The following is a 19,262-nucleotide window of genomic DNA, read 5'->3' as shown; positions in this document are numbered from 1 at the left end:
AAAGGCCATACGCTTGTATAGCCTTTTTTTAAGAATGAGATGTATGAGAACGAATAGGATAAAGAGCGCGCTCAAGAGTTTGAGCGTTTTTTTCTGTTATTTCTGGTTTTCTTGGAATTGGCTGATAGATATTAGGTTCATCATCCCACTGCGTGCAAACGGGGTGAGGCGATACTTTTGTCCATTTTTCAAGCCATGACAGAGGAAGCATGCCTTCTGCCTTTCGTTCAATCATTTCAAGCCAAATGAATGACCAAGCCCGAGGAACAACCCGCCAAATATCATAACCTCCTCCTCCAACCGCAATCCATCTTCCCTGACAGTATTCATGGGCAATTTCATGAGCAATTTTAGGAATCTCACGGTATATTTTCGTGGTGCCGCATAAATGAGTGAGCGGATCGTAATAATGAGAATCGGCTCCATTTTGTGTCAAGATAACATCTGGTTTAAAAAAAGCAGCTACTTCTTTTAAAGAGGTCTTATAAACGTCGAGCCAAGACTCATCTTCGGTATAAGCATCAACAGGCACATTAAATGAATAACCATAGCCTTCACTGTGCCCGCGTTCGTTAACGTTTCCTGTGCCTGGAAACAAGTAGCGTCCCGTTTCATGAATGGAAAGAGTACAAACGGAAGGGTCGTCATAAAATGTCCATTGCACGCCGTCGCCGTGGTGAGCATCTGTATCGACATAGAGAACGCGCGCGTTGTACTTTTGCTGCATATATTTGATGGCTACCGCACTATCGTTATAAATACAGAAGCCGGAAGCTTTTCCTCGAAAGCCGTGGTGCAATCCTCCTCCTAAATTTAGAGCATGCTTAGCTTTTCCAGTCATCACATAATCTACAGCAGTAAGTGTACCCCCAACTAAAAATGCACTGGCTTCATGCATGTTGGGAAACATAGGTGTATCTTCTGTTCCAAGACCAAAATCTGCTGCTTTTTCAACAGAAAGCTCGCCGCTTCCTGCTAATTTTACCGCTTGAATATAGCTAGTATCATGGACAAGCTGAAGTTCTTCATCAGATGCCATCCGCGGTAATACAATATCTTGATTGCCTAAAGCGCCAAATTCCCGTAACAGTTCATATGTTAGTTGAACACGAAGCTGGTTAAACGGATGATCATTGCTGAATTTGTACGAAAGAATATCATCTGAATAAATAAATACAGCATTACTAGTCATTACGTCATCTCCGGTAATTTAGGCCACAACACCTCATAGCCGTTTTCTTTTAATGTATTTATACTAATCAATGGATTAATAGCTTGAATGCGAAGCACAAGGATTTTATATCGTTCATCTACATCAGGGTAGACAAGTACGCTTAAGATGTTTGTTCTCGTTGAACCAAAGAGGGATGTAACTTCAGCGAGCACGCCAGCCTTATTTTCTACTTTTATTTCAATTTGTGAACCTGGCTTATTGGTGCCGGTAAGCTGAATAAACGTATGTAATAGATCTCTTTCGGTAACAACGCCTACTAACCGCTTGTTTTTTGTGACGGGAATACAACCGATTTGATGTTCATAAAAAATACTTGCAATTTCTTCAACAAAATCAAGAGGGTGAGCTGTAATGACTTCTGTTTGCATAATCATCCGCACGGGTTCGGATAGAAGAGCAGATGTATAAGTATTATCTAAAATAGATGGACTTGCATCTCTTACGTCTCGATCAGAAATGATGCCAACTACGTGATGAAGGTCATTAACGATAGGAATATGTCTAATCTTATGTGTATCTAAAAGTTTCATAGCTTCAGCAATCGTATGGTCGGGGGTTAAGGTAACGAGATCAGTTTTCATCATCTCTTCAACAATCATCAGACACAGCTCCTTTTCTTAAAGGTCAGCTTAATACATAAAGCGATTTCGAAAGCGCAGGCTATCAAATTCTTGTATGCTTTCTTGAGGTACTCTGCTCCCAATTCTTACCATCAAACAATTAGCAGGGTGGGAGCTAATCTCCGGATCATCTGTGGCAAACCACGTCAGTCCGCCTTTATTCATCATTTTCTCCATAATTTTGCGGTAATCCCACACATTTAGCCCTGTTCCTTTTAAATCCCAATGCCAGTAGTATTCTGTCGTAATGACAATATAATCTTCCATTGTATCATCCATCATAGATACGATAAGCAAGCTTTTACCAACAGCATAGCTGCGAAATGGAGCGGCTACCTCTATAGCTCCTAATTCGATTAAATTCTCCATATTTCCTTCCGACCATCGTTCTAGAGGATCGGGATATAAAAAGGTTACGTAACCAATGATTGTATGATGATGGCGAGCAATAATGATTCTACCTTCAGGCAAGTTGGCAATCTCGATCAATGCTTCTTTTTGCTGTTCAGGTGGACGAAAGGCCGTTAGTTGCTCATGAAAATCAAGTTGTTGCAAGGTCTGGGAGGAGACAGGTCCTTCAATAACAATTGCCCCAACAGCTGTTTTTAGTTCTTTCATATTGTATGTTTGGGAATGTTTCACATGAATCACCACCTTCAAGCAGTCTTATCTGTATTATAATACAAAAAAAACTCTATATTAAAGCGTTTTCAAAAAATTAAATAAAAGAAAAGGAGTTTTTTAAAAAACATAGAATAGAAAATTAAAAGAGATTCTTGTTAATTCGACACTTCTATAACAAAGGTTGTCATATAACAAGGGAGACTATTATCCTAATTCCGACAAATAATTTTTATAAAATTGTGAAAAGTCTATTTTTGTTATATAATAGGTTTGTAAATTTTATACATAAGGGGGAGTTTGTGATGAAGGTGGAAGCGCTTCCTGTAATTGAAGGGGTATACAACTTACAGGACTATGATAAAACGTATCAAACCTTTGACTGGTCACAAGTGGAGAAGGAATTTTCATGGCATGAAACAGGTAAATTAAATGCAGCTTATGAAGCGATTGATAAGCACGCAAACTCTACACGTAAAAATAAAGTTGCGCTTTATTATCGAGATGCGCAGCGCAATGAAAAATATACATTCAAAGAAATGAAAGAATGGTCAAACAAAGCCGCAAACGTGCTAAAACAAGCAGACGTAGAGAAGGGAGATCGCGTGTTTATCTTTATGCCTCGCTCTCCGGAACTTTATTTTGCATTGTTAGGCGCGGTGAAGCTTGGCGCTATTGTTGGGCCTTTGTTTGAAGCGTTCATGGAAGGTGCAGTAAAAGATCGTTTGCAAGACAGTGATGCAAAAGTGTTAATTACAACGCCTGAATTGCTGAGCCGCGTTCCGGTGAAAGATTTGCCAGCTTTAAAACACATTCTCCTTGTAGGGGAAAATGTAGAAGAAGAAGGCATTCAACTAGATTTTCTGAAGCGATTAGAAGCGGCGAATAAAGAGGTGGAAATTGAGTGGGTAGATAGGACAGATGGTATGCTGCTTCATTATACATCAGGTTCAACTGGCAAACCAAAAGGCGTACTTCATGTTCACAACGCAATGCTTCAGCACTATCAAACTGCAAAATGGGTACTCGACTTAAAAGATGACGATGTGTATTGGTGTACAGCAGATCCCGGTTGGGTAACGGGGACTTCTTATGGGATTTTTGGTCCTTGGCTTGCTGGAGCAACCAATGTGATTGTAGGAGGACGATTTAGTCCAGATGCATGGTATCAAGCACTTGAAGATTTTGGCGTAACGGTTTGGTACAGTGCACCTACAGCTTTTCGTATGCTAATGGGTGCTGGTGATGACTTAGTTAAACGCTATGATTTAAGCAATCTCAGACATGTATTAAGTGTGGGAGAACCGTTAAATCCTGAAGTGGTACGCTGGGGAATGAAGGTGTTCCAAAAACGTATTCATGATACGTGGTGGATGACTGAAACTGGCGGTCAGACGATTTGTAATTATCCGTCTATGAAAATTAAGCCAGGATCTATGGGGAAACCAATTCCAGGTGTACAAGCAGCAATCGTTGACGATCAAGGACAAGAGCTTCCACCTTATCGAATGGGTAACTTAGCAATTAAAAAAGGCTGGCCATCTATGATGCATACGATTTGGAACAACAAAGAAAAGTATGAGTCATATTTTATGCCAGGTGATTGGTACGTATCAGGTGATTCGGCGTATATGGATGAAGACGGTTATTTTTGGTTCCAAGGCCGAATCGATGATGTTATTATGACGGCAGGAGAACGCGTGGGTCCATTTGAAGTAGAAAGTAAGCTTGTTGAACACCCTGCTGTAGCAGAAGCGGGTGTTATTGGTAAGCCTGACCCTGTGCGCGGGGAAATTATTAAAGCATTTATCGCACTTAGAGATGGGTATGAATCTTCAGATGAACTGATTGAAGATATTCGTCAATTTGTGAAAAAAGGGTTAGCTGCTCATGCAGCCCCGCGTGAAATCGAGTTTAAAGATAAGCTACCTAAAACACGAAGCGGTAAAATTATGCGTCGCGTTTTAAAAGCGTGGGAATTAGATTTGCCAACGGGCGATTTGTCAACGATGGAAGACTAAGGAGTAAATGTTTCAATCTTTGTAGGGAAAATAAGTGATTTTTATAAAGTTCAAACAGCCAGCTGTTTGAACTTTTTTTTGGACTTGAATTTTAAAATGAAATCATTCATAATTGTGGGGTGTAAACTTTTAAATAAAATAAACTGCAGTGATAGGAAGAAGTAATACTTGTCTCCCTGTTTAAGAGAGCTGATGGTTGCTGAAAATCAGTACATAGACAAATATGAAATACGTCCTTGAGCATCTTTTGTGAACTTACAGTAGCAAAAGACGGGTAGACCGTTACATCATTTAAGTGGGAAATAATTTATTTCCAAATAGGGTGGTACCGCGATATTTTCGTCCCTTCTTTTTTAAGAAGGGGCGTTTTTTATGTTGTTCAACAAATTGTAACGAGCAATTAGATAAAGGAGAGAATATATAACATGGATATTTTACAAGATCTTGAGTTTCGAGGGCTCATTAACCAACAAACGGATGAAAAAGGTTTAAGTGAACTTTTGAGTAAAGAGTCTGTTCGTTTGTACTGCGGATTCGATCCGACAGCCGACAGCCTTCACATCGGCCACATGCTTCCTGTTTTAATTTTACGTCGCTTTCAACAAGCTGGACACCAACCAATTGCATTAGTTGGTGGAGGTACGGGTCTTATTGGGGATCCAAGCGGTAAAAAAGCAGAGCGTACGTTAAATGAAAAAGAAACGGTTGCCATGTTTAGTGAGCGTATTAAAGGTCAGCTTTCACGCTTCTTAGATTTCGAAGAAGGTGAAAATGCAGCAGTTATTGCAAATAACTATGACTGGATTGGCTCATTAGATGTTATTACATTCCTACGAGATATCGGTAAAAACTTTGGTATTAACTATATGATGGCAAAGGATTCTGTTCAATCTCGTATCGAATCAGGCATTTCATTTACGGAATTTAGCTATATGATTTTACAGTCATACGATTTCTTGAATTTATACCAAACATATAACTGTAAGCTTCAAATTGGAGGCAGCGACCAATGGGGAAATATTACGGCTGGCTTAGAATTAATTCGTAAATCAGAAGAAGATGCAAAAGCATTTGGATTAACAGTTCCGCTTGTAACAAAAGCGGACGGGACGAAGTTCGGTAAAACAGAAGGCGGAGCAATCTGGTTAGACCCTGAAAAAACAAGTCCGTATGAATTCTACCAATTCTGGATTAATACAGATGATCGTGATGTTATAAAATATTTAAAATACTTTACATTCTTATCACACGAAGAAATTAATGAATTAGCAGCTTCTGCAAAAGAAGCTCCTGAAAAACGCGAAGCACAAAAAGCACTAGCGGCAGCGATGACTACGCTTGTACACGGTGAAGAAGCTCTTGAGCAAGCAATTCGTATTTCCCAAGCTTTATTTAGCGGAAGTATTTCAGAGTTAACAGCAGAAGAAATTAAGCAAGGATTCAAGGATGTTCCTTCTTACACGCATACAGGTGAAGATATTGGTTTAATTGATTTACTTGTAGAAAGTAAAATTTCTCCTTCTAAACGTCAAGCACGTGAAGATATTTCAAACGGTGCGATTTACTTAAACGGTGAGCGTGAACAAGATTTACAAAAAACAGTAGGTGCAGAAGACCGTATTGAAGGTCAATTCACAGTGATTCGTCGAGGCAAGAAAAAATATACGCTTATTCAATACGCATAAAAAAAAGGCCGAAAGGCCTTTTTTTTATATAGACAGTAAAAAAGCCGCTCCATAAGGAACGGCTTTTTACTATTAACGAGAGTAGAACTCTACGATTAGTGCTTCGTTGATTTCAGCAGATAATTCAGAACGCTCTGGTAAGCGAGTGAATGTACCTTCTAATTTCTCAGCGTCTACTGTTAAGTAGTCTGGTACGAAGTTGTTAACTTCAAGCGCTTCTTTCACGATTGAAAGGTTGCGAGATTTTTCGCGAACACCGATCACTTGACCAGGTTGTACACGGTAAGATGGGATGTCAACGCGTTTACCGTCAACTAAAACGTGACCGTGGTTAACTAATTGACGAGCTTGACGACGAGTGCGTGCAAGACCCATACGGTATACTAAGTTATCAAGACGAGCTTCTAAAAGAATCATGAAGTTCTCACCGTGCTTACCAGTTAATTTACCAGCAGCAACGAATAAGTTACGGAATTGACGCTCAGTTACACCATACATGTGGCGTAATTTTTGCTTTTCTTGTAATTGTAAACCGTACTCAGAAATTTTCTTACGTTGACCTGGGCCGTGTGGACCTGGAGCGTAAGGGCGTTTTTCTAATTCTTTACCTGTACCACTTAGAGAAAGACCTAAGCGACGAGAGATTTTCCAACTTGGACCTGTATAACGAGCCATGATGACTCCTCCTTGTTTGTGTTTTTATTTTATGCAAAACAAAAACAGACACATTCTAGCGATATGCTCATTTTGTTTTCATGTACCATCGCTCTAGCAGCAGAGAGTTACACGATACACCATCTTGTTAAAAGAATTGCTACTTCTGTAAAACAATCTTTTAATGAGGAACAAAATGAAAAAACATAAAGAAGATTGTATAAGCTGCAATATTTCACACAACGAGTATTATAGGTGTTTCCTCGTATAAAGTCAAGGAAGATTGAAGATTAAAAGAATGTAAAAGAAAGGATATATTCTTTTGAAGTATGAAAGGAGAAGAAAGAACGTAAGAAAACGGTGGTGATGGGCTAATCAAACGTTTGTTTAATAAGCAAAAACCGCTGATTTGCAGCGGTTTTTTTGCTTATTCATATTCAAAGAAAAGAAGTGAGTTCTTTGACGAATTCTTCAAGATACTGTTGATCGATTTCATCAAAGCGATTTTTGATTGGACTGTCAATATCAAGAACACCTAAAAGTTTACCATCTTTTACCATTGGTACAACGATTTCAGATTGAGAAGCAGCATCACATGCAATGTGGCCAGGGAATGCATGAACATCTTCGATTCGCTCTGTTCTTTGATTTTGAGCTGCTGTACCGCATACGCCTTTTCCAAGTGGAATGCGAACACAAGCCGGCAGCCCCTGGAAAGGGCCGAGTACTAACTCACCGTCTTCCATTAAATAAAAGCCTACCCAGTTTACTTCATTTAAAAATTGATTTAGTAAAGCTGAAGCATTTGCTAGATTAGCAATTGTATTGCTTTCTCCTTCTAATAAGGCGCGTAATTGCTTAATTACTAATTCATAATCCTTTTGTTTTGAGCCGCTGTAGTTTTCGACATTAAACAATGTATTCTCCTCCATTCAACATAAGATTTAATGAGTTTTTATCAGGAAACGTCAGTTTTAACGCTACTTTGTCGATAAAAGATTACAGGAACTAAAAAGCCTATCACGAATTATGTAGAGAGGCTACTAAAATCCTTTTTAAATACTGTAACGATTTCTACACAATTTTGCAATCATATGTGTTTTATAAAAATAAATCGAAATGAGGTGTAGATAGATGGCTGTACAGTCAAAAACGAAAGAGAAAATTATTGATGCGGCTGTTTCTCTTTTTAACGTAAAAGGTTTTGATGGTACGTCGGTGCGCGAGATTGCAGGAAAAGCTAAAGTGAACGTAGCGAATATTTCATATTATTTTCATAGCAAAGAAGGGTTGCTTGAAAGTTTAGTGATTTCTTATTTTGAAGGTTATATTGGAGTACTGGAGCAAGCATTCCAAGAAATGAAAAAGCTGTCTTCAACAGAAAGTATGATCGTGATGATTCGAGCTATCTTACATTACCAGCACGAAAATAGGCATATTGCCCGTCTCGTATATAGAGAAATCTCTCTTGACACGATTTTAATTCGAGAAGTTATGACTACGTATTTAACCAAGGAAAAATACTACTTAAAAACAATCCTTGAAAGAGGGATGAAAGAAAAGGAATTTCGAAAGGTGCACGTTTCCTTTACAATCATTGAGCTTAAGGGCATGCTGTCTATGCCTTATCTTCATCCTCAGTACCTAAGTGAAGTTCTTCATATATTGCCTCACGAACCGTATTTTGTTCAGCAATATGCGATTGAGCTTGAGCAATGGGTGCACACAACGGTATGTTTGCCATATGAACGGACAAACAAACTGCGCGTTCAATTATCCTAAATGGAGCTCTCCATAGCCTTGGCCTAAATCCTTCGCACAGTGGGCGTCTGACCCATATACGAGAGGGATTTTTTTCTGTTGGGCTGCTTTTACGACAAAGGGAGCTGGATACGCTTCCTTGCACAAAGGCTTAAACAACCCTGCACCATTATAGTCCAAAGCCAGATCTTTCATTTTTATTTCATCGAGTATTGATAAAATAATAGGGGAAAGTTTGTCTTCATATGGAAAGCGAGTTTGAAATTTATGTACGAGCGTCATATGACCAATGCGCTTAGGCTTATAAACGCCTAAATTGGCCTGTACAGAGCGTAATACCGTGTTGTAATACTTATCATATACTTTGCTTACGCTGCCAAACTTCTGTACAATATGTGCAAATACGTCAGCGCTAAAATCTAGGCAGTCATATCCTTCTTCATGTTTTAAGAAGTGGACAGAAAGGATGCTGTCATCGAGATAAGGACCATACTCGTTTAAGAAATCTGTTGTTTCGTGTTCAAATCCTTCAATAAAGTCAACTTCCAATCCGATATTAATACGAATATCGAGCTCAAATTCTTTTTTAACTTGCTGTACGTTTTGAATGTAGCGATCAAGTTTGTCAGGATCCATTCCGCTGTCGCGATCAGGCGTCGGATCACTGAAGCTTTTTGGTAATGGAGCATGCTCTGTAAACGAAATCTCGCCAAAGTTCAGGGAAATCGCCTGTTCAACATATTGTTGCAATGAATCAGGTGAACCGTGTGGGCAAAATGGAGTATGAATATGTTTGTCAACTTTCATAAAAAATGCCTCCTTTTTTCTTCTTTTTCCATTGTAACGACATAAAGTGACTCCATGCCAATATTTTGTATAAAAAAATTTAATTTTTTGCTCAAAAGTTGGACTTTACATGGTATCATAAAAACATTGACGCAAAAAAATTTAAAGGATTAAATTCACCCTTTTTATAAATAAGAAACTTGTCATGTAGAACGCACTGTAAGGGGGCTTAGTATGGAATTCATTATAGCACTAATCATACTTATTATCGGATTAGTTGTGTACGGAATGTTTTCACGTAAAAAGATTTATCAAGAAATTGATCGCCTGGAAACGATCAAAGTCGAATTAGCAAATACGCCAGTTGCAGAGGAAATTTCAAAAGTGAAAGAATTGAACATGACAGGTCAAACTGAAGAGCTATTTGAACGTTGGCGTGAGCAGTGGGATGAAATTATATCAACTAATCTCCCGAAAATTGATAAAGAACTGTTTGAAACGGAAGAAGCAGCAGATAAATACCGATTTAAAAAAGCGAAGCAGTTATCTATACATATTGATCAAGCCTTAGAACAAACCAAGATAGATATTGAAAACATACTTACTGAACTTCAAAATTTAATTGGTAGCGAACAAGATAATCGATATGATATTGAGGAATTAAATCAGCTTCACCGCCATGTGAAGAAAAAATTGCTCGCACATCGGTATTCCTATGGAAATGCTGAAAAAACGTTAGAATACGCAATTAATACATCTAAAGAGCAGTTTAAAAAATACGAGGAAGAGACGATTAACGGAAACTATCTTCAAGCACGTGAGATTGTTCTTCAATTAAAAACTGATTTAACAGCTATTGATTCGTATTTAGAACAAATTCCAAAAGTGTTAGTTGAGTGTCAGACCACTCTTCCTGTTCAGTTCAATGAACTGCTTGACGGGTTCCGCGAAATGAGTGAGCAGGGATATGTGTTAGATCATCTGCAAGTAGAAGAAACGGTAGAGCTTTTAAAACAAGAAACTGCTGAAATTATTGCAGATATTGAAGAATTATATGTGGAAGAAGCGATTACAAAACTAGATGATGTGAACGAACGCTTAGAGCAGTTATATGACTCACTTGAGCATGAGGTTTTCTCCTATCATAAAATGAACCGTGAATCTCATACGGTATCTAACTTCCTTCGTATGCTTCAAGAACGAAACCGTGAACTTCGTGAAGAAACGCTATTTGTACAGCAAAGCTATCATTTTAAAGAGCGCGATTTAGACGTATATTATAAAATGGACCGCGAACTAAAACGATTGACTAACTTGTACTATAATATTTCGGACAAGGTGGCGGAGCACAATTTAGCCTACAGTGTGATCCAAGAAGAACTCGAAGACGTTTCCAAACAGCTTAACCAATTAAAAGAATCTCAGGAATCCTATAGCGATATGCTACAAGCTCTTCGCAAAGATGAGCTATCAGCTAAGGACAAAATAGAAGAACTGAAATCTCAGTTGATTGAAGCACGACGCCTTATTCAAAAAAGCAACCTTCCTGGTGTTCCTGAAGAATATAAAGTGCAGCTTGAAAAAACGGTTCATATCTTAAATGAAGTAACCGCTAAGCTGAAAGAAAAACCGCTTAATATTCAAGCTGTTCAATCTTTACTTGAAGATGCTGTTGGTTTTGTTCAGGATACATTTGATGAAACAGAGGCAATGTTAGAAGAAGCGCGACTCGTTGAAAGAGTTATTCAATACGGTAACCGTTATAGAAGTACTCATCACTCGATTGCACAGTCTTTAGAAGAAGCAGAAGAAGCATTTCGTCATTACGAATACAAAGAAGCATTAAAACAGGCATCTGCAGCTATTGAGCAAGTAGATCCTGGTGCGTTGGATCGTATACAGCGTATTGTATCTTCACAGAGTTAAAAAGCTCGTGTCCAAAGGACACGAGCTTTTTTATGACGCTTTTCTTTGTATACTATCTGTGCGATGTGTACCTCTTGCAATACTAATAATATAGCCTATGAAGGCGGCAGCGACTGTTGGAATGAGCCATCCAAGGCCTTGGTTATAAAGCGGCAAATAGTTTTTGAAAAAATCGTCTATGCCTGTTAGGATAATTCCTGCTGCTTTTAACCCATCAAAAATGCTAAGAATCGAGCTAATGATTACGGCTGTCACATATACTTCTCGCCCAGACGAAATGGCTCTTTCAATTAATGATAAAGCAATTAGCGTAATGGCAATAGGGTATATAAAGGTCAAAATAGGTATGGAAATAGAAATTAATTGAGTAAGACCTACATTTGAAATAACAGCGCTAAACAGCATTAAAATGACAACAAATGTTTTATATGACATGCTCGGCATCAGCTGCGTGAAAAATCGTGCGCAAGCAGAAGTTAATCCGATGGCTGTCGTTAAACAAGCAAATGTAATAGCAAGTCCTAAAATAATGGTTCCAAACGAACCGAATAATGTTGTAGCTACAGCTGTTAAAATAGCTCCTCCATTTTCTTTCATACCAATTGCTTCTACGCTTGAAGCACCGACGTAAGCGAGAGAGAGATAAACGAGAGCTAACCCAGCAGCAGCAATCAATCCGGCTTTTATACATATCGAAGCAAGTGTTCGTTCGTCTGTGACGCCTTTTTCCTTGATGCTGTTGATAACGACGATGCCAAATACGAGAGCTGCAATTGTATCCATTGTCAAATATCCATCAATAAAGCCGCCCGTAAATGGAGAGGCTATATATTTGGCGTGAGGTTCTTTAAAAGAACCCATAGGGGTCATTAAACTTTTGATAGCTAAAAGAGCTAATACTGCCAGCAGCAAAGGAGTTAGGATTTTTCCTATACGATCAACAATTTTAGTTGGATTCAATGATAAATAAAGCGTTAGGCCAAAGAAAATAACGGTATAGACAATTAAAGGAATCTTGCTTGCAACCGCATTTTCTGATAAAAATGGTGTCACGCCGATTTCAAACGCTACCGTATCTGTTCTTGGTATACCGAAAAAAGGACCGATTGCTAAGTAAAGCAATATAGTAAATGAAATTCCGAAAATAGGGTGAACTTTTTTAGCTACTTCGGTAAAGTTTCCGTTACTTTTAGAAACAGCAATTACGCCCATAAGCGGAAGTCCTACACCTGTAATGAGAAAACCGATGATGGAGCTCCAAGTGTGTGTTCCTGCTTGCTGTCCGAGTAAAGGAGGAAAAATCATATTACCTGCTCCAAAAAAGAGAGCGAACAGCATAAGCCCGATGGCAAATATTTCTTTGTTAGTAAGTGCTTTGGTTTTCATAATGCCTCCTAGTGTATCTTGTGTTGATAATTAAATTTTCTGACTTTTTAAAAACTAAAAGTACGTGATACATACTATCATATTTATGAAATCATATATAGGTTTTTTTGAAAAAATCTAAATAGTTTATCAATAATATAACTAACGTCCAATTTAAAAAAGCATCAAGGTATGTTATGATAGTACGTTGTTCCGAAAAAATGAAGAAGGGGGCGCGCATCCTTGATTTATTTAGATAATAGCGCTACAACAAAACCCTATAATGAAGTCATACAATCTTTTACCAAAGTAGCTACAACTTATTATGGCAATCCATCTTCCCTCCATCAATTTGGCGTACAGGCGGAGAATTTGTTGAGCCGTTCGCGTGAGCAAGTAGCAGAATTGCTGCACGTATCGTCAAATGAAATTATCTTTACATCTGGAGGAACGGAAGGGAATAATTTGGCTATTAAAGGCGTAGCGATGCAATATAAAAGCCGCGGTCAGCATATCATTACGACAAATATTGAACATGATTCTGTTCATGAACCATTCAAGCAGTTAGAAGCTCTAGGATTTAACGTTACGTATGTTCCGGTAGATTCCAGTGGATTTGTATCACCTGCGGCTATTGAATCAGCTATTACGGATGAAACCATTTTAGTATCTGTTATGCATGTAAATAATGAGATTGGCACCATTCAGCCAATTGAAGAAATTGGACAGATGCTGACGAACTATTCGAAGGTGCTTTTTCACGTCGATCATGTGCAGGGAATTGGAAAAGTTCCGCTTTCTTTAGCGGATCATAAAATTGATTTATGCACATTATCAGGACACAAAATTCACGGCTTAAAAGGGACGGGAATTTTATATAAACGAAATGGAGTTCAGCTTCATCCGTTGCTTAGCGGAGGCTCTCAGGAAATGCAGCATCGATCAGGCACGGAAAATGTGCCGGGAATCGTAGCATTTGCTAAAGCACTTCGTTTAACACTTGAACATGCTGCTCAAAATCAGCAAAAAATGCGGAAAATAAAAGCAGAACTGATGGACAAACTTTCTGCTCACGAAAGAATCACGATTAATACACCAAGTGAGCATTCGGCACCTCATATTATAAATTTTACAGCACAAGGTATTAAAGGCGAGGTTTTTGTTCACGCTCTTGAAGAAAAAGGAGTGTTTGTATCCACTACATCTGCTTGCTCATCAAAGCGAAAAAAGCCAAGCAAAACGCTTTTAGCTATCGGTAAAAATTACGAAGAAGCCGATCAGTCCATTCGATTGAGCTTGTCAGGCTTAAATGATTATAATGAAGTAACGCCCATTGTAAATGCTATTTTTACAGTAATTGAAGATCTAAAGAAAGTAATGAGGTAAATGATTATGATATATAACCATATTTTAATTCGGTACGGAGAAATCTCAACCAAAGGACAAAATAGAAAAAAATTTGTTGCCCAGCTAAGAAAAAATATTGTAACGGCTCTTAGTGCATTCCAAAATATTCACGTAAAATACACAAGAGACCGCATGTATATTCACTTAAACGGTGAAAATCACGAGCCTATCATCGAACGTCTTCAGCAAATCTTTGGTATTCAAAGCTTTAGTTTAGCATTAAAAGTTGAAAATGAGCTTGAAGCGATTCAAGAAGCAGCGTTAGAAGCAATGAAAGAATTTGATATAGAAGGAAAAACATTCAAAGTATCTACTCGGAGAGCGTATAAACAATTTCCTCTTGATACAAACGAATTAAATTATGCAGTAGGAAGTCATATTCTACGAAATACAGAGCATCTACAGGTAAACGTAAAAGAACCAAGCGTAAATGTACGAGTAGAAGTGAGAAGTGAAGCAACGTATATTACATGTTTTGATTATCGCGGAGCAGGAGGTCTTCCAGTTGGTACGAGTGGAAAAGCGATGCTGATGCTTTCTGGAGGAATCGACAGCCCGGTTGCAGGATACTTAGCCATGAAGCGCGGTTTAGAAATAGAAGCGGTTCATTTTTACAGTCCGCCTTTTACAAGTGAACGTTCTAAGCAAAAAGTCATCGATTTAACGCAAAAATTAACCGCTTATCACGAAAAAGTAAAGCTTCACATTGTACCGTTTACAGCTGTACAGCAAGCGATTCAAAAGCAAATTCCAGAGAATTATACCATGACCTCTACACGCCGTATGATGCTTCGAATTACGGACCTTATTCGTGAAAAAAATGAATCGTTAGCTATCGTAACTGGCGACAGCTTAGGGCAAGTAGCTAGTCAAACGGTTGAGAGTATGTATGCGATTAATGAAGTGACTAATACGCCAATTTTGCGTCCGCTTGTAACGATGGATAAAACAGAGATTGTTGAAATTGCCCGCAAAATTGATACACATGAAATTTCGAATCGACCGTATGAAGACTGCTGTACAATTTTTACGCCAAGCTCACCAAAAACGAAGCCAAAACGTGAAAAAATAAATCGATACGAACAATTTTATGATTTTGAAACATTAATTCAAGAAGCGGTAAATAATGTAGAAACGCTTGAGATGACAGCTTCTTCGGCTACAAATACCGCAGACAGCGTAGAAGATTTGTTTTAAAAGTTAAATTTCATAAAATTACCAAAAAAATAATGTATGATGCCATGTGTTTTGACACAATCTATATTCAACAAGGAGGTGAAAACACATGGCAAACACAAACAAATTAGTAGCTCCTGGTTCAGCAGCTGCTATCGACCAAATGAAATACGAAATCGCTTCTGAATTCGGTGTAAATCTTGGACCAGAAGCAACAGCTCGCGCTAACGGATCTGTTGGTGGAGAAATCACTAAACGCTTAGTTCAAATGGCTGAGCAACAACTTGGTGGTAAATAAGTCATATTAATTAAATAATGATGGCTAAAAAGAGTGGGGGAAACCCCACTCTTTTGTCTTGTTTGTTTTGTCACGTATAATAGAGACAAGATCAAGCTTTATAAAGTAAAGGAGATGTTGGCGATGGGGACTTTATTTTACGGCGGCAAAATATATACGATGCTAAAAGAAGGTGAGCATGTAGAAAGCGTATATGTTGAAAAAGGATTCATTGAAGATATAGGCGCAGAAGAAGATCTAAGAATCAAATGGGGTGCTGAGATTGACAAAGAAGTACACCTCAAAGGATATCCAATGTATCCGGGCTTTGTAGATAGCCATCTTCATTTAATTGGTCACGGTGAAAAGCTTCTTAGGCTTGACTTGTCTCAAGCTACTTCTAGGGAAGACGTGCTGATGCGCGTTCGGCAAAAAGTAGAGAGTACACCAAAAGGAGAATGGGTAATTGGAGAAGGGTGGGATGAAAATCAGTGGGAAGATTCCTCTTTGATTCAGTATCAAGATCTTGATCAGCTTTCAACAGCACATCCTATTATGTTGAAGCGAGTCTGTCGTCACGGATTAGTAGCGAACGGAACGGCTCTTAAAATAGCCGGGATTACAGCTGAAACACGCGATCCGGAAGGAGGTATTATCCAGAGGGATGAAGCGGGAAACCCTACCGGTTTTTTGGCTGATCAAGCGCAAGAATTAGTAACGGCTCATATTCCTCAAGTATCAGAAGCATACATTCGACAAGCTCTTTCAGTAGCCATTAAAGATTGTGTTCAGCACGGATTGACGGGTGGACATACGGAAGATTTAAATTATTATGGAGGCTTTTTGCGTGCATACCAAGCATTTCAAGACGTTATTCATAAAGAAAAGCAGCTGTTTCGTGCTCATTTACTTGTTCATCATGAAGCTGTAGATGATATGTATACATACTTTGAAGAAAAGAAAGACACATCCGCTTTTATTGAAATAGGGCCAATGAAGATTTTTGCTGATGGTTCGCTCGGCAGTCAATCTGCTCTTTTAAGCTTTCCATACAAAAGCGACCCTTCTACAAGAGGTGTAGCTATTCAATCACTAGATGAATTAAAACAGCTAGTGAGAAAAGCGAGGGAATTGAATATGACCGTTGCAATTCATGCGATTGGTGATTTAGCGTTTCAATATGTAGTAGAAAGCATCGAACAATATCCTCCTCAAACAGGGCAAAGAGATCGTATTATTCATGCGCAAATTCTACGAAAAGATTTAGTTGATCGTGTAAAAAAGCTCCCGGTTGTGCTGGATATTCAGCCTCGGTTTTTAGCCAGTGATTTTCCATGGGTTATTGAAAAAATTGGAGAAGAGCATTTGGACTATTGCTATGCGTGGAAAACGTTATTGGACGAGGGCGTCATGTGTGCAGGCGGATCGGATGCGCCTATTGAACCTATCAATCCCATGTTAACGATTCATGCAGCAGTTTCTAGAAAAACTTCTCCGAACAGCTCGGTCGTTTACATACCTTCTGAGCGACTCACTGTATTTGAAGCTGTTCAGCTGTTTACATTAGGAAGCGCGCAGGCCATTCATCAAGAGCATAAAAAAGGATATGTTCAAAAGGGCTATGTAGCTGATTTTACTGTATTAAAAAGAGATCTGTTTGAGATACCTGCAGATGATATCCCATCGGTGCAGGTGCAGATGACTGCTATTAATGGAGAAATTGTATATCAAAAATAAAAAGCGCCCTTGGGCGCTTTTTATTATAGAAATGTACGCTTAACTCGTTGCCAGAAAGAGTTATCTTTCAGCTTAACCGTTTTAATTTGACGGTCGCTTAAACGAATTTGAACTTGATCAACTTGACGTGCATTTAATGCTTCGTTATCTATTCCAATAATTGGACTGTGGTTGTTGTCATTGGATAGTTTTAAAGTGAGCGTATGCTCAGCGCTTAGGATGAATGAAGATCCTAATGTACGATAGTTATTATTATTTAATGATGCCAATTCGCTGACTTGCATACAAGGAATTAACGGATCAACTACGGCTCCACTTACTGATTTATTATAAGCCGTACTGCCTGTTGGTGTTGAAATAATCATCCCATCCCCACGGAATGTTTCAAAGTGATTTTCATTAATAAAAACATCTAGACTGAGTGTTTTTATAACACCTGATCGAATCGAACATTCATTTAAGCAATAAAAAGAAGTTCCTTGATCAATTTGAGTTTGTAAAACGGGAAATCGACGTACTTCTATATTTTCTGTCGTAATAGCTTCAATCATTTTATCCGTTTCATCGATATGAAAATCGCAGTAAAAGCTTAGTTGATCTGAAGTTGTGACACCAGCATATAAGCAGTCATCTCGAAAGCCAGATTGACGGACAGCTTGTAAGAAAGCTCCGTCACCGCCAATACTTACAATGATGTTAGCGCTGTCGAAATGGTCTACTACTTGAAAGTCATATTGTTTTGCAAGTTCAATAAGTGGACTTACGAGCGCCTTTGTTTCCTGGTTTTTTGGATGAAAGAAATAAACGTTGCGACGATTTGGCATAGATAGTTCCCCCTTGTTTGTCTGATATGTAAAATATTAGCGATAAAGTAAACTTTTTAAAAAAAGTTTGTTACAATAATTATAGCATTATTGCTTTAAGAATTAAAAGAATAATCTTTTAATTCTGACACCTAAAAAGGAGGATTTTCATGAACAAAAAAAGGTGGATTGCTCTTTTAATTGCGGCCTGCTTATTCATTTTTTCTGCGATTGTTAATATTGGTTTTTCAGTCAAAGAAGAAAAAGATGACGGTCTAACAGGCATATTTGGAGGAGACGACAGTGAACTATCAGAAACAGTTATCGAAAAAGGGAATGCAGCTAAGAAAATTGCAGTGCTAGAGGTCAATGGAACGATTCAAGATACAGGGAGCGGTTCCTCTCCGCTTATGTCCCAAAATGGTTATAACCACCAAGCATTTTTAAAGCAGCTAGAGGCTGCAAAAAATGATAAGGCAGTTAAAGGAGTCATTATTAAGGTGAATTCACCGGGCGGCGGCGTCGTTGAAAGTGCTGAAATACATAAAAAAATTGAAGAGCTGAAGAAAGAAACGAAAAAGCCAGTGTATATTTCAATGGGATCAATGGCTGCTTCAGGAGGCTATTACATTTCAACAGCTGCTAATAAAATCTATGCAATTCCGGACACTTTAACAGGTTCACTAGGCGTAATCATGCAAAGCGTTAACTACGGCAAGCTGGCTGATAAACTAGGAGTAGAATCTGTTGTTATCAAAAGCGGAGCTCATAAAGATATTATGTCTCCAACAAGAGAAATGACCGGAGAAGAAAAAGAAATTATGCAAACACTTGTAGACAACTCGTACGATGGTTTCGTCAATGTTATCTCTGAGGGACGTCACTTGTCTAAAGAAAAAGTGCGTTCTATCGCAGATGGACGAGTGTACGATGGACGTCAGGCTAAAGAGCTGAAGCTGGTTGATCAACTAGGCTATTTTGAAGATGCGGTAACAGGAATGGAGAAAGATTATAAGTTAAAAGGTGCACAAGTAATTCAATACAATCAAGGGTTCGGACTGCCTTCTTGGCTTTCAATGAGCATGCAAAAAGTAATAGGTGGAGATGAACAAGTCACTGCAATGTTAAAAACATTTGCGCAGCCAAGCTCTCCGCGTCTGATGTATTTATATGCAGAATAGAGGTGGGA

Annotated in this window: 17 protein-coding genes and 1 other annotated feature; of the genes, 9 read left to right on the top strand and 8 right to left on the bottom strand. The window is 38.5% G+C overall.

Annotated elements, in window-relative coordinates; all coding sequences use genetic code 11:
* Nucleotides 1–28: 28 nt before the first annotated feature.
* The 3 genes from ACN6NE_RS08670 to ACN6NE_RS08660 are packed head-to-tail and all read right to left on the bottom strand — an operon-like array spanning nt 29 to nt 2,496.
* Nucleotides 29–1,192 carry an acetoin utilization protein AcuC gene (locus ACN6NE_RS08670; protein ID WP_129705067.1) on the bottom strand — a complete coding sequence of 388 codons (1,164 nt, stop codon included), beginning with the start codon at nt 1,190–1,192 and terminating at the stop codon, nt 29–31.
* Nucleotides 1,192–1,833, bottom strand: a complete 642-nt coding sequence (locus tag ACN6NE_RS08665) for an acetoin utilization AcuB family protein (RefSeq protein ID WP_016765739.1) — start codon at nt 1,831–1,833, stop codon at nt 1,192–1,194. Before ACN6NE_RS08665 ends, ACN6NE_RS08670 begins: the two co-directional genes overlap by 1 nt.
* Before the next feature lie 30 nt (nt 1,834–1,863).
* Complete coding sequence (locus ACN6NE_RS08660) at nt 1,864–2,496, bottom strand: N-acetyltransferase (RefSeq protein WP_129705065.1); 633 nt, start codon at nt 2,494–2,496, stop codon at nt 1,864–1,866.
* A gap of 284 nt (nt 2,497–2,780) precedes the next feature.
* Here ACN6NE_RS08660 and acsA point away from each other — a divergent pair, with 284 nt between their 5' ends.
* The gene (gene acsA, locus ACN6NE_RS08655; RefSeq protein ID WP_043975961.1) at nt 2,781–4,496 is read left to right on the top strand and encodes an acetate--CoA ligase; all 1,716 of its coding nucleotides are present in this window, start codon (nt 2,781–2,783) and stop codon (nt 4,494–4,496) included.
* A 139-nt stretch (nt 4,497–4,635) separates the two neighbouring features.
* Nucleotides 4,636–4,846, top strand: a binding site (T-box leader).
* 75 nt (nt 4,847–4,921) lie between these two features.
* Nucleotides 4,922–6,181 carry a tyrosine--tRNA ligase gene (gene tyrS / locus ACN6NE_RS08650; protein WP_013085222.1) on the top strand — a complete coding sequence of 420 codons (1,260 nt, stop codon included), beginning with the start codon at nt 4,922–4,924 and terminating at the stop codon, nt 6,179–6,181.
* A 72-nt stretch (nt 6,182–6,253) separates the two neighbouring features.
* Here tyrS and rpsD read toward each other — a convergent pair whose 3' ends face one another.
* Nucleotides 6,254–6,856, bottom strand: coding sequence for a 30S ribosomal protein S4 (rpsD, locus tag ACN6NE_RS08645; RefSeq protein ID WP_013059485.1), 603 nt, complete (start codon nt 6,854–6,856; stop codon nt 6,254–6,256).
* A gap of 416 nt (nt 6,857–7,272) precedes the next feature.
* Nucleotides 7,273–7,752 carry a GAF domain-containing protein gene (locus ACN6NE_RS08640; RefSeq protein ID WP_013085220.1) on the bottom strand — a complete coding sequence of 160 codons (480 nt, stop codon included), beginning with the start codon at nt 7,750–7,752 and terminating at the stop codon, nt 7,273–7,275.
* A gap of 217 nt (nt 7,753–7,969) precedes the next feature.
* Here ACN6NE_RS08640 and refZ point away from each other — a divergent pair, with 217 nt between their 5' ends.
* On the top strand, nt 7,970–8,617 hold the full coding sequence (refZ, locus tag ACN6NE_RS08635; protein ID WP_474325154.1) for a forespore capture DNA-binding protein RefZ: 648 nt from the start codon (nt 7,970–7,972) through the stop codon (nt 8,615–8,617).
* On the opposite strand, the gene hisJ is transcribed toward refZ, so the two are convergent.
* Nucleotides 8,609–9,403, bottom strand: a complete 795-nt coding sequence (hisJ, locus tag ACN6NE_RS08630) for a histidinol-phosphatase HisJ (RefSeq protein ID WP_129705063.1) — start codon at nt 9,401–9,403, stop codon at nt 8,609–8,611. The two genes, refZ and hisJ, sit on opposite strands and share 9 nt — an antisense overlap.
* A gap of 213 nt (nt 9,404–9,616) precedes the next feature.
* Here hisJ and ezrA point away from each other — a divergent pair, with 213 nt between their 5' ends.
* Nucleotides 9,617–11,308, top strand: a complete 1,692-nt coding sequence (gene ezrA / locus ACN6NE_RS08625) for a septation ring formation regulator EzrA (protein ID WP_013059480.1) — start codon at nt 9,617–9,619, stop codon at nt 11,306–11,308.
* Nucleotides 11,309–11,338: 30 nt separating this feature from the next.
* On the opposite strand, the gene brnQ is transcribed toward ezrA, so the two are convergent.
* Complete coding sequence (gene brnQ, locus ACN6NE_RS08620) at nt 11,339–12,694, bottom strand: branched-chain amino acid transport system II carrier protein (RefSeq protein ID WP_474325152.1); 1,356 nt, start codon at nt 12,692–12,694, stop codon at nt 11,339–11,341.
* Nucleotides 12,695–12,916: 222 nt separating this feature from the next.
* Here brnQ and ACN6NE_RS08615 point away from each other — a divergent pair, with 222 nt between their 5' ends.
* From ACN6NE_RS08615 to ACN6NE_RS08600, 4 genes are all read left to right on the top strand, one after another.
* The gene (locus tag ACN6NE_RS08615) at nt 12,917–14,059 is read left to right on the top strand and encodes a cysteine desulfurase family protein (RefSeq protein WP_164796609.1); all 1,143 of its coding nucleotides are present in this window, start codon (nt 12,917–12,919) and stop codon (nt 14,057–14,059) included.
* A 6-nt stretch (nt 14,060–14,065) separates the two neighbouring features.
* Nucleotides 14,066–15,277 carry a tRNA uracil 4-sulfurtransferase ThiI gene (thiI, locus tag ACN6NE_RS08610; protein ID WP_014458016.1) on the top strand — a complete coding sequence of 404 codons (1,212 nt, stop codon included), beginning with the start codon at nt 14,066–14,068 and terminating at the stop codon, nt 15,275–15,277.
* An 88-nt stretch (nt 15,278–15,365) separates the two neighbouring features.
* Nucleotides 15,366–15,554 carry an alpha/beta-type small acid-soluble spore protein gene (locus ACN6NE_RS08605; protein ID WP_013059477.1) on the top strand — a complete coding sequence of 63 codons (189 nt, stop codon included), beginning with the start codon at nt 15,366–15,368 and terminating at the stop codon, nt 15,552–15,554.
* A 123-nt stretch (nt 15,555–15,677) separates the two neighbouring features.
* The gene (locus ACN6NE_RS08600; RefSeq protein ID WP_474325150.1) at nt 15,678–17,270 is read left to right on the top strand and encodes an amidohydrolase; all 1,593 of its coding nucleotides are present in this window, start codon (nt 15,678–15,680) and stop codon (nt 17,268–17,270) included.
* Nucleotides 17,271–17,293: 23 nt separating this feature from the next.
* Here ACN6NE_RS08600 and ACN6NE_RS08595 read toward each other — a convergent pair whose 3' ends face one another.
* Nucleotides 17,294–18,094 (bottom strand): NAD kinase, encoded by an 801-nt coding sequence (locus tag ACN6NE_RS08595; protein ID WP_013059475.1) that lies wholly within the window; start codon nt 18,092–18,094, stop codon nt 17,294–17,296.
* Nucleotides 18,095–18,243: 149 nt separating this feature from the next.
* Here ACN6NE_RS08595 and sppA point away from each other — a divergent pair, with 149 nt between their 5' ends.
* On the top strand, nt 18,244–19,254 hold the full coding sequence (sppA, locus tag ACN6NE_RS08590; RefSeq protein WP_474325148.1) for a signal peptide peptidase SppA: 1,011 nt from the start codon (nt 18,244–18,246) through the stop codon (nt 19,252–19,254).
* Nucleotides 19,255–19,262: the final 8 nt, after the last annotated feature.

It is taken from the genome of Priestia sp. 53B2 (genome assembly GCF_056099005.1).
This window is presented reverse-complemented; position numbering and strand designations above follow the sequence as displayed.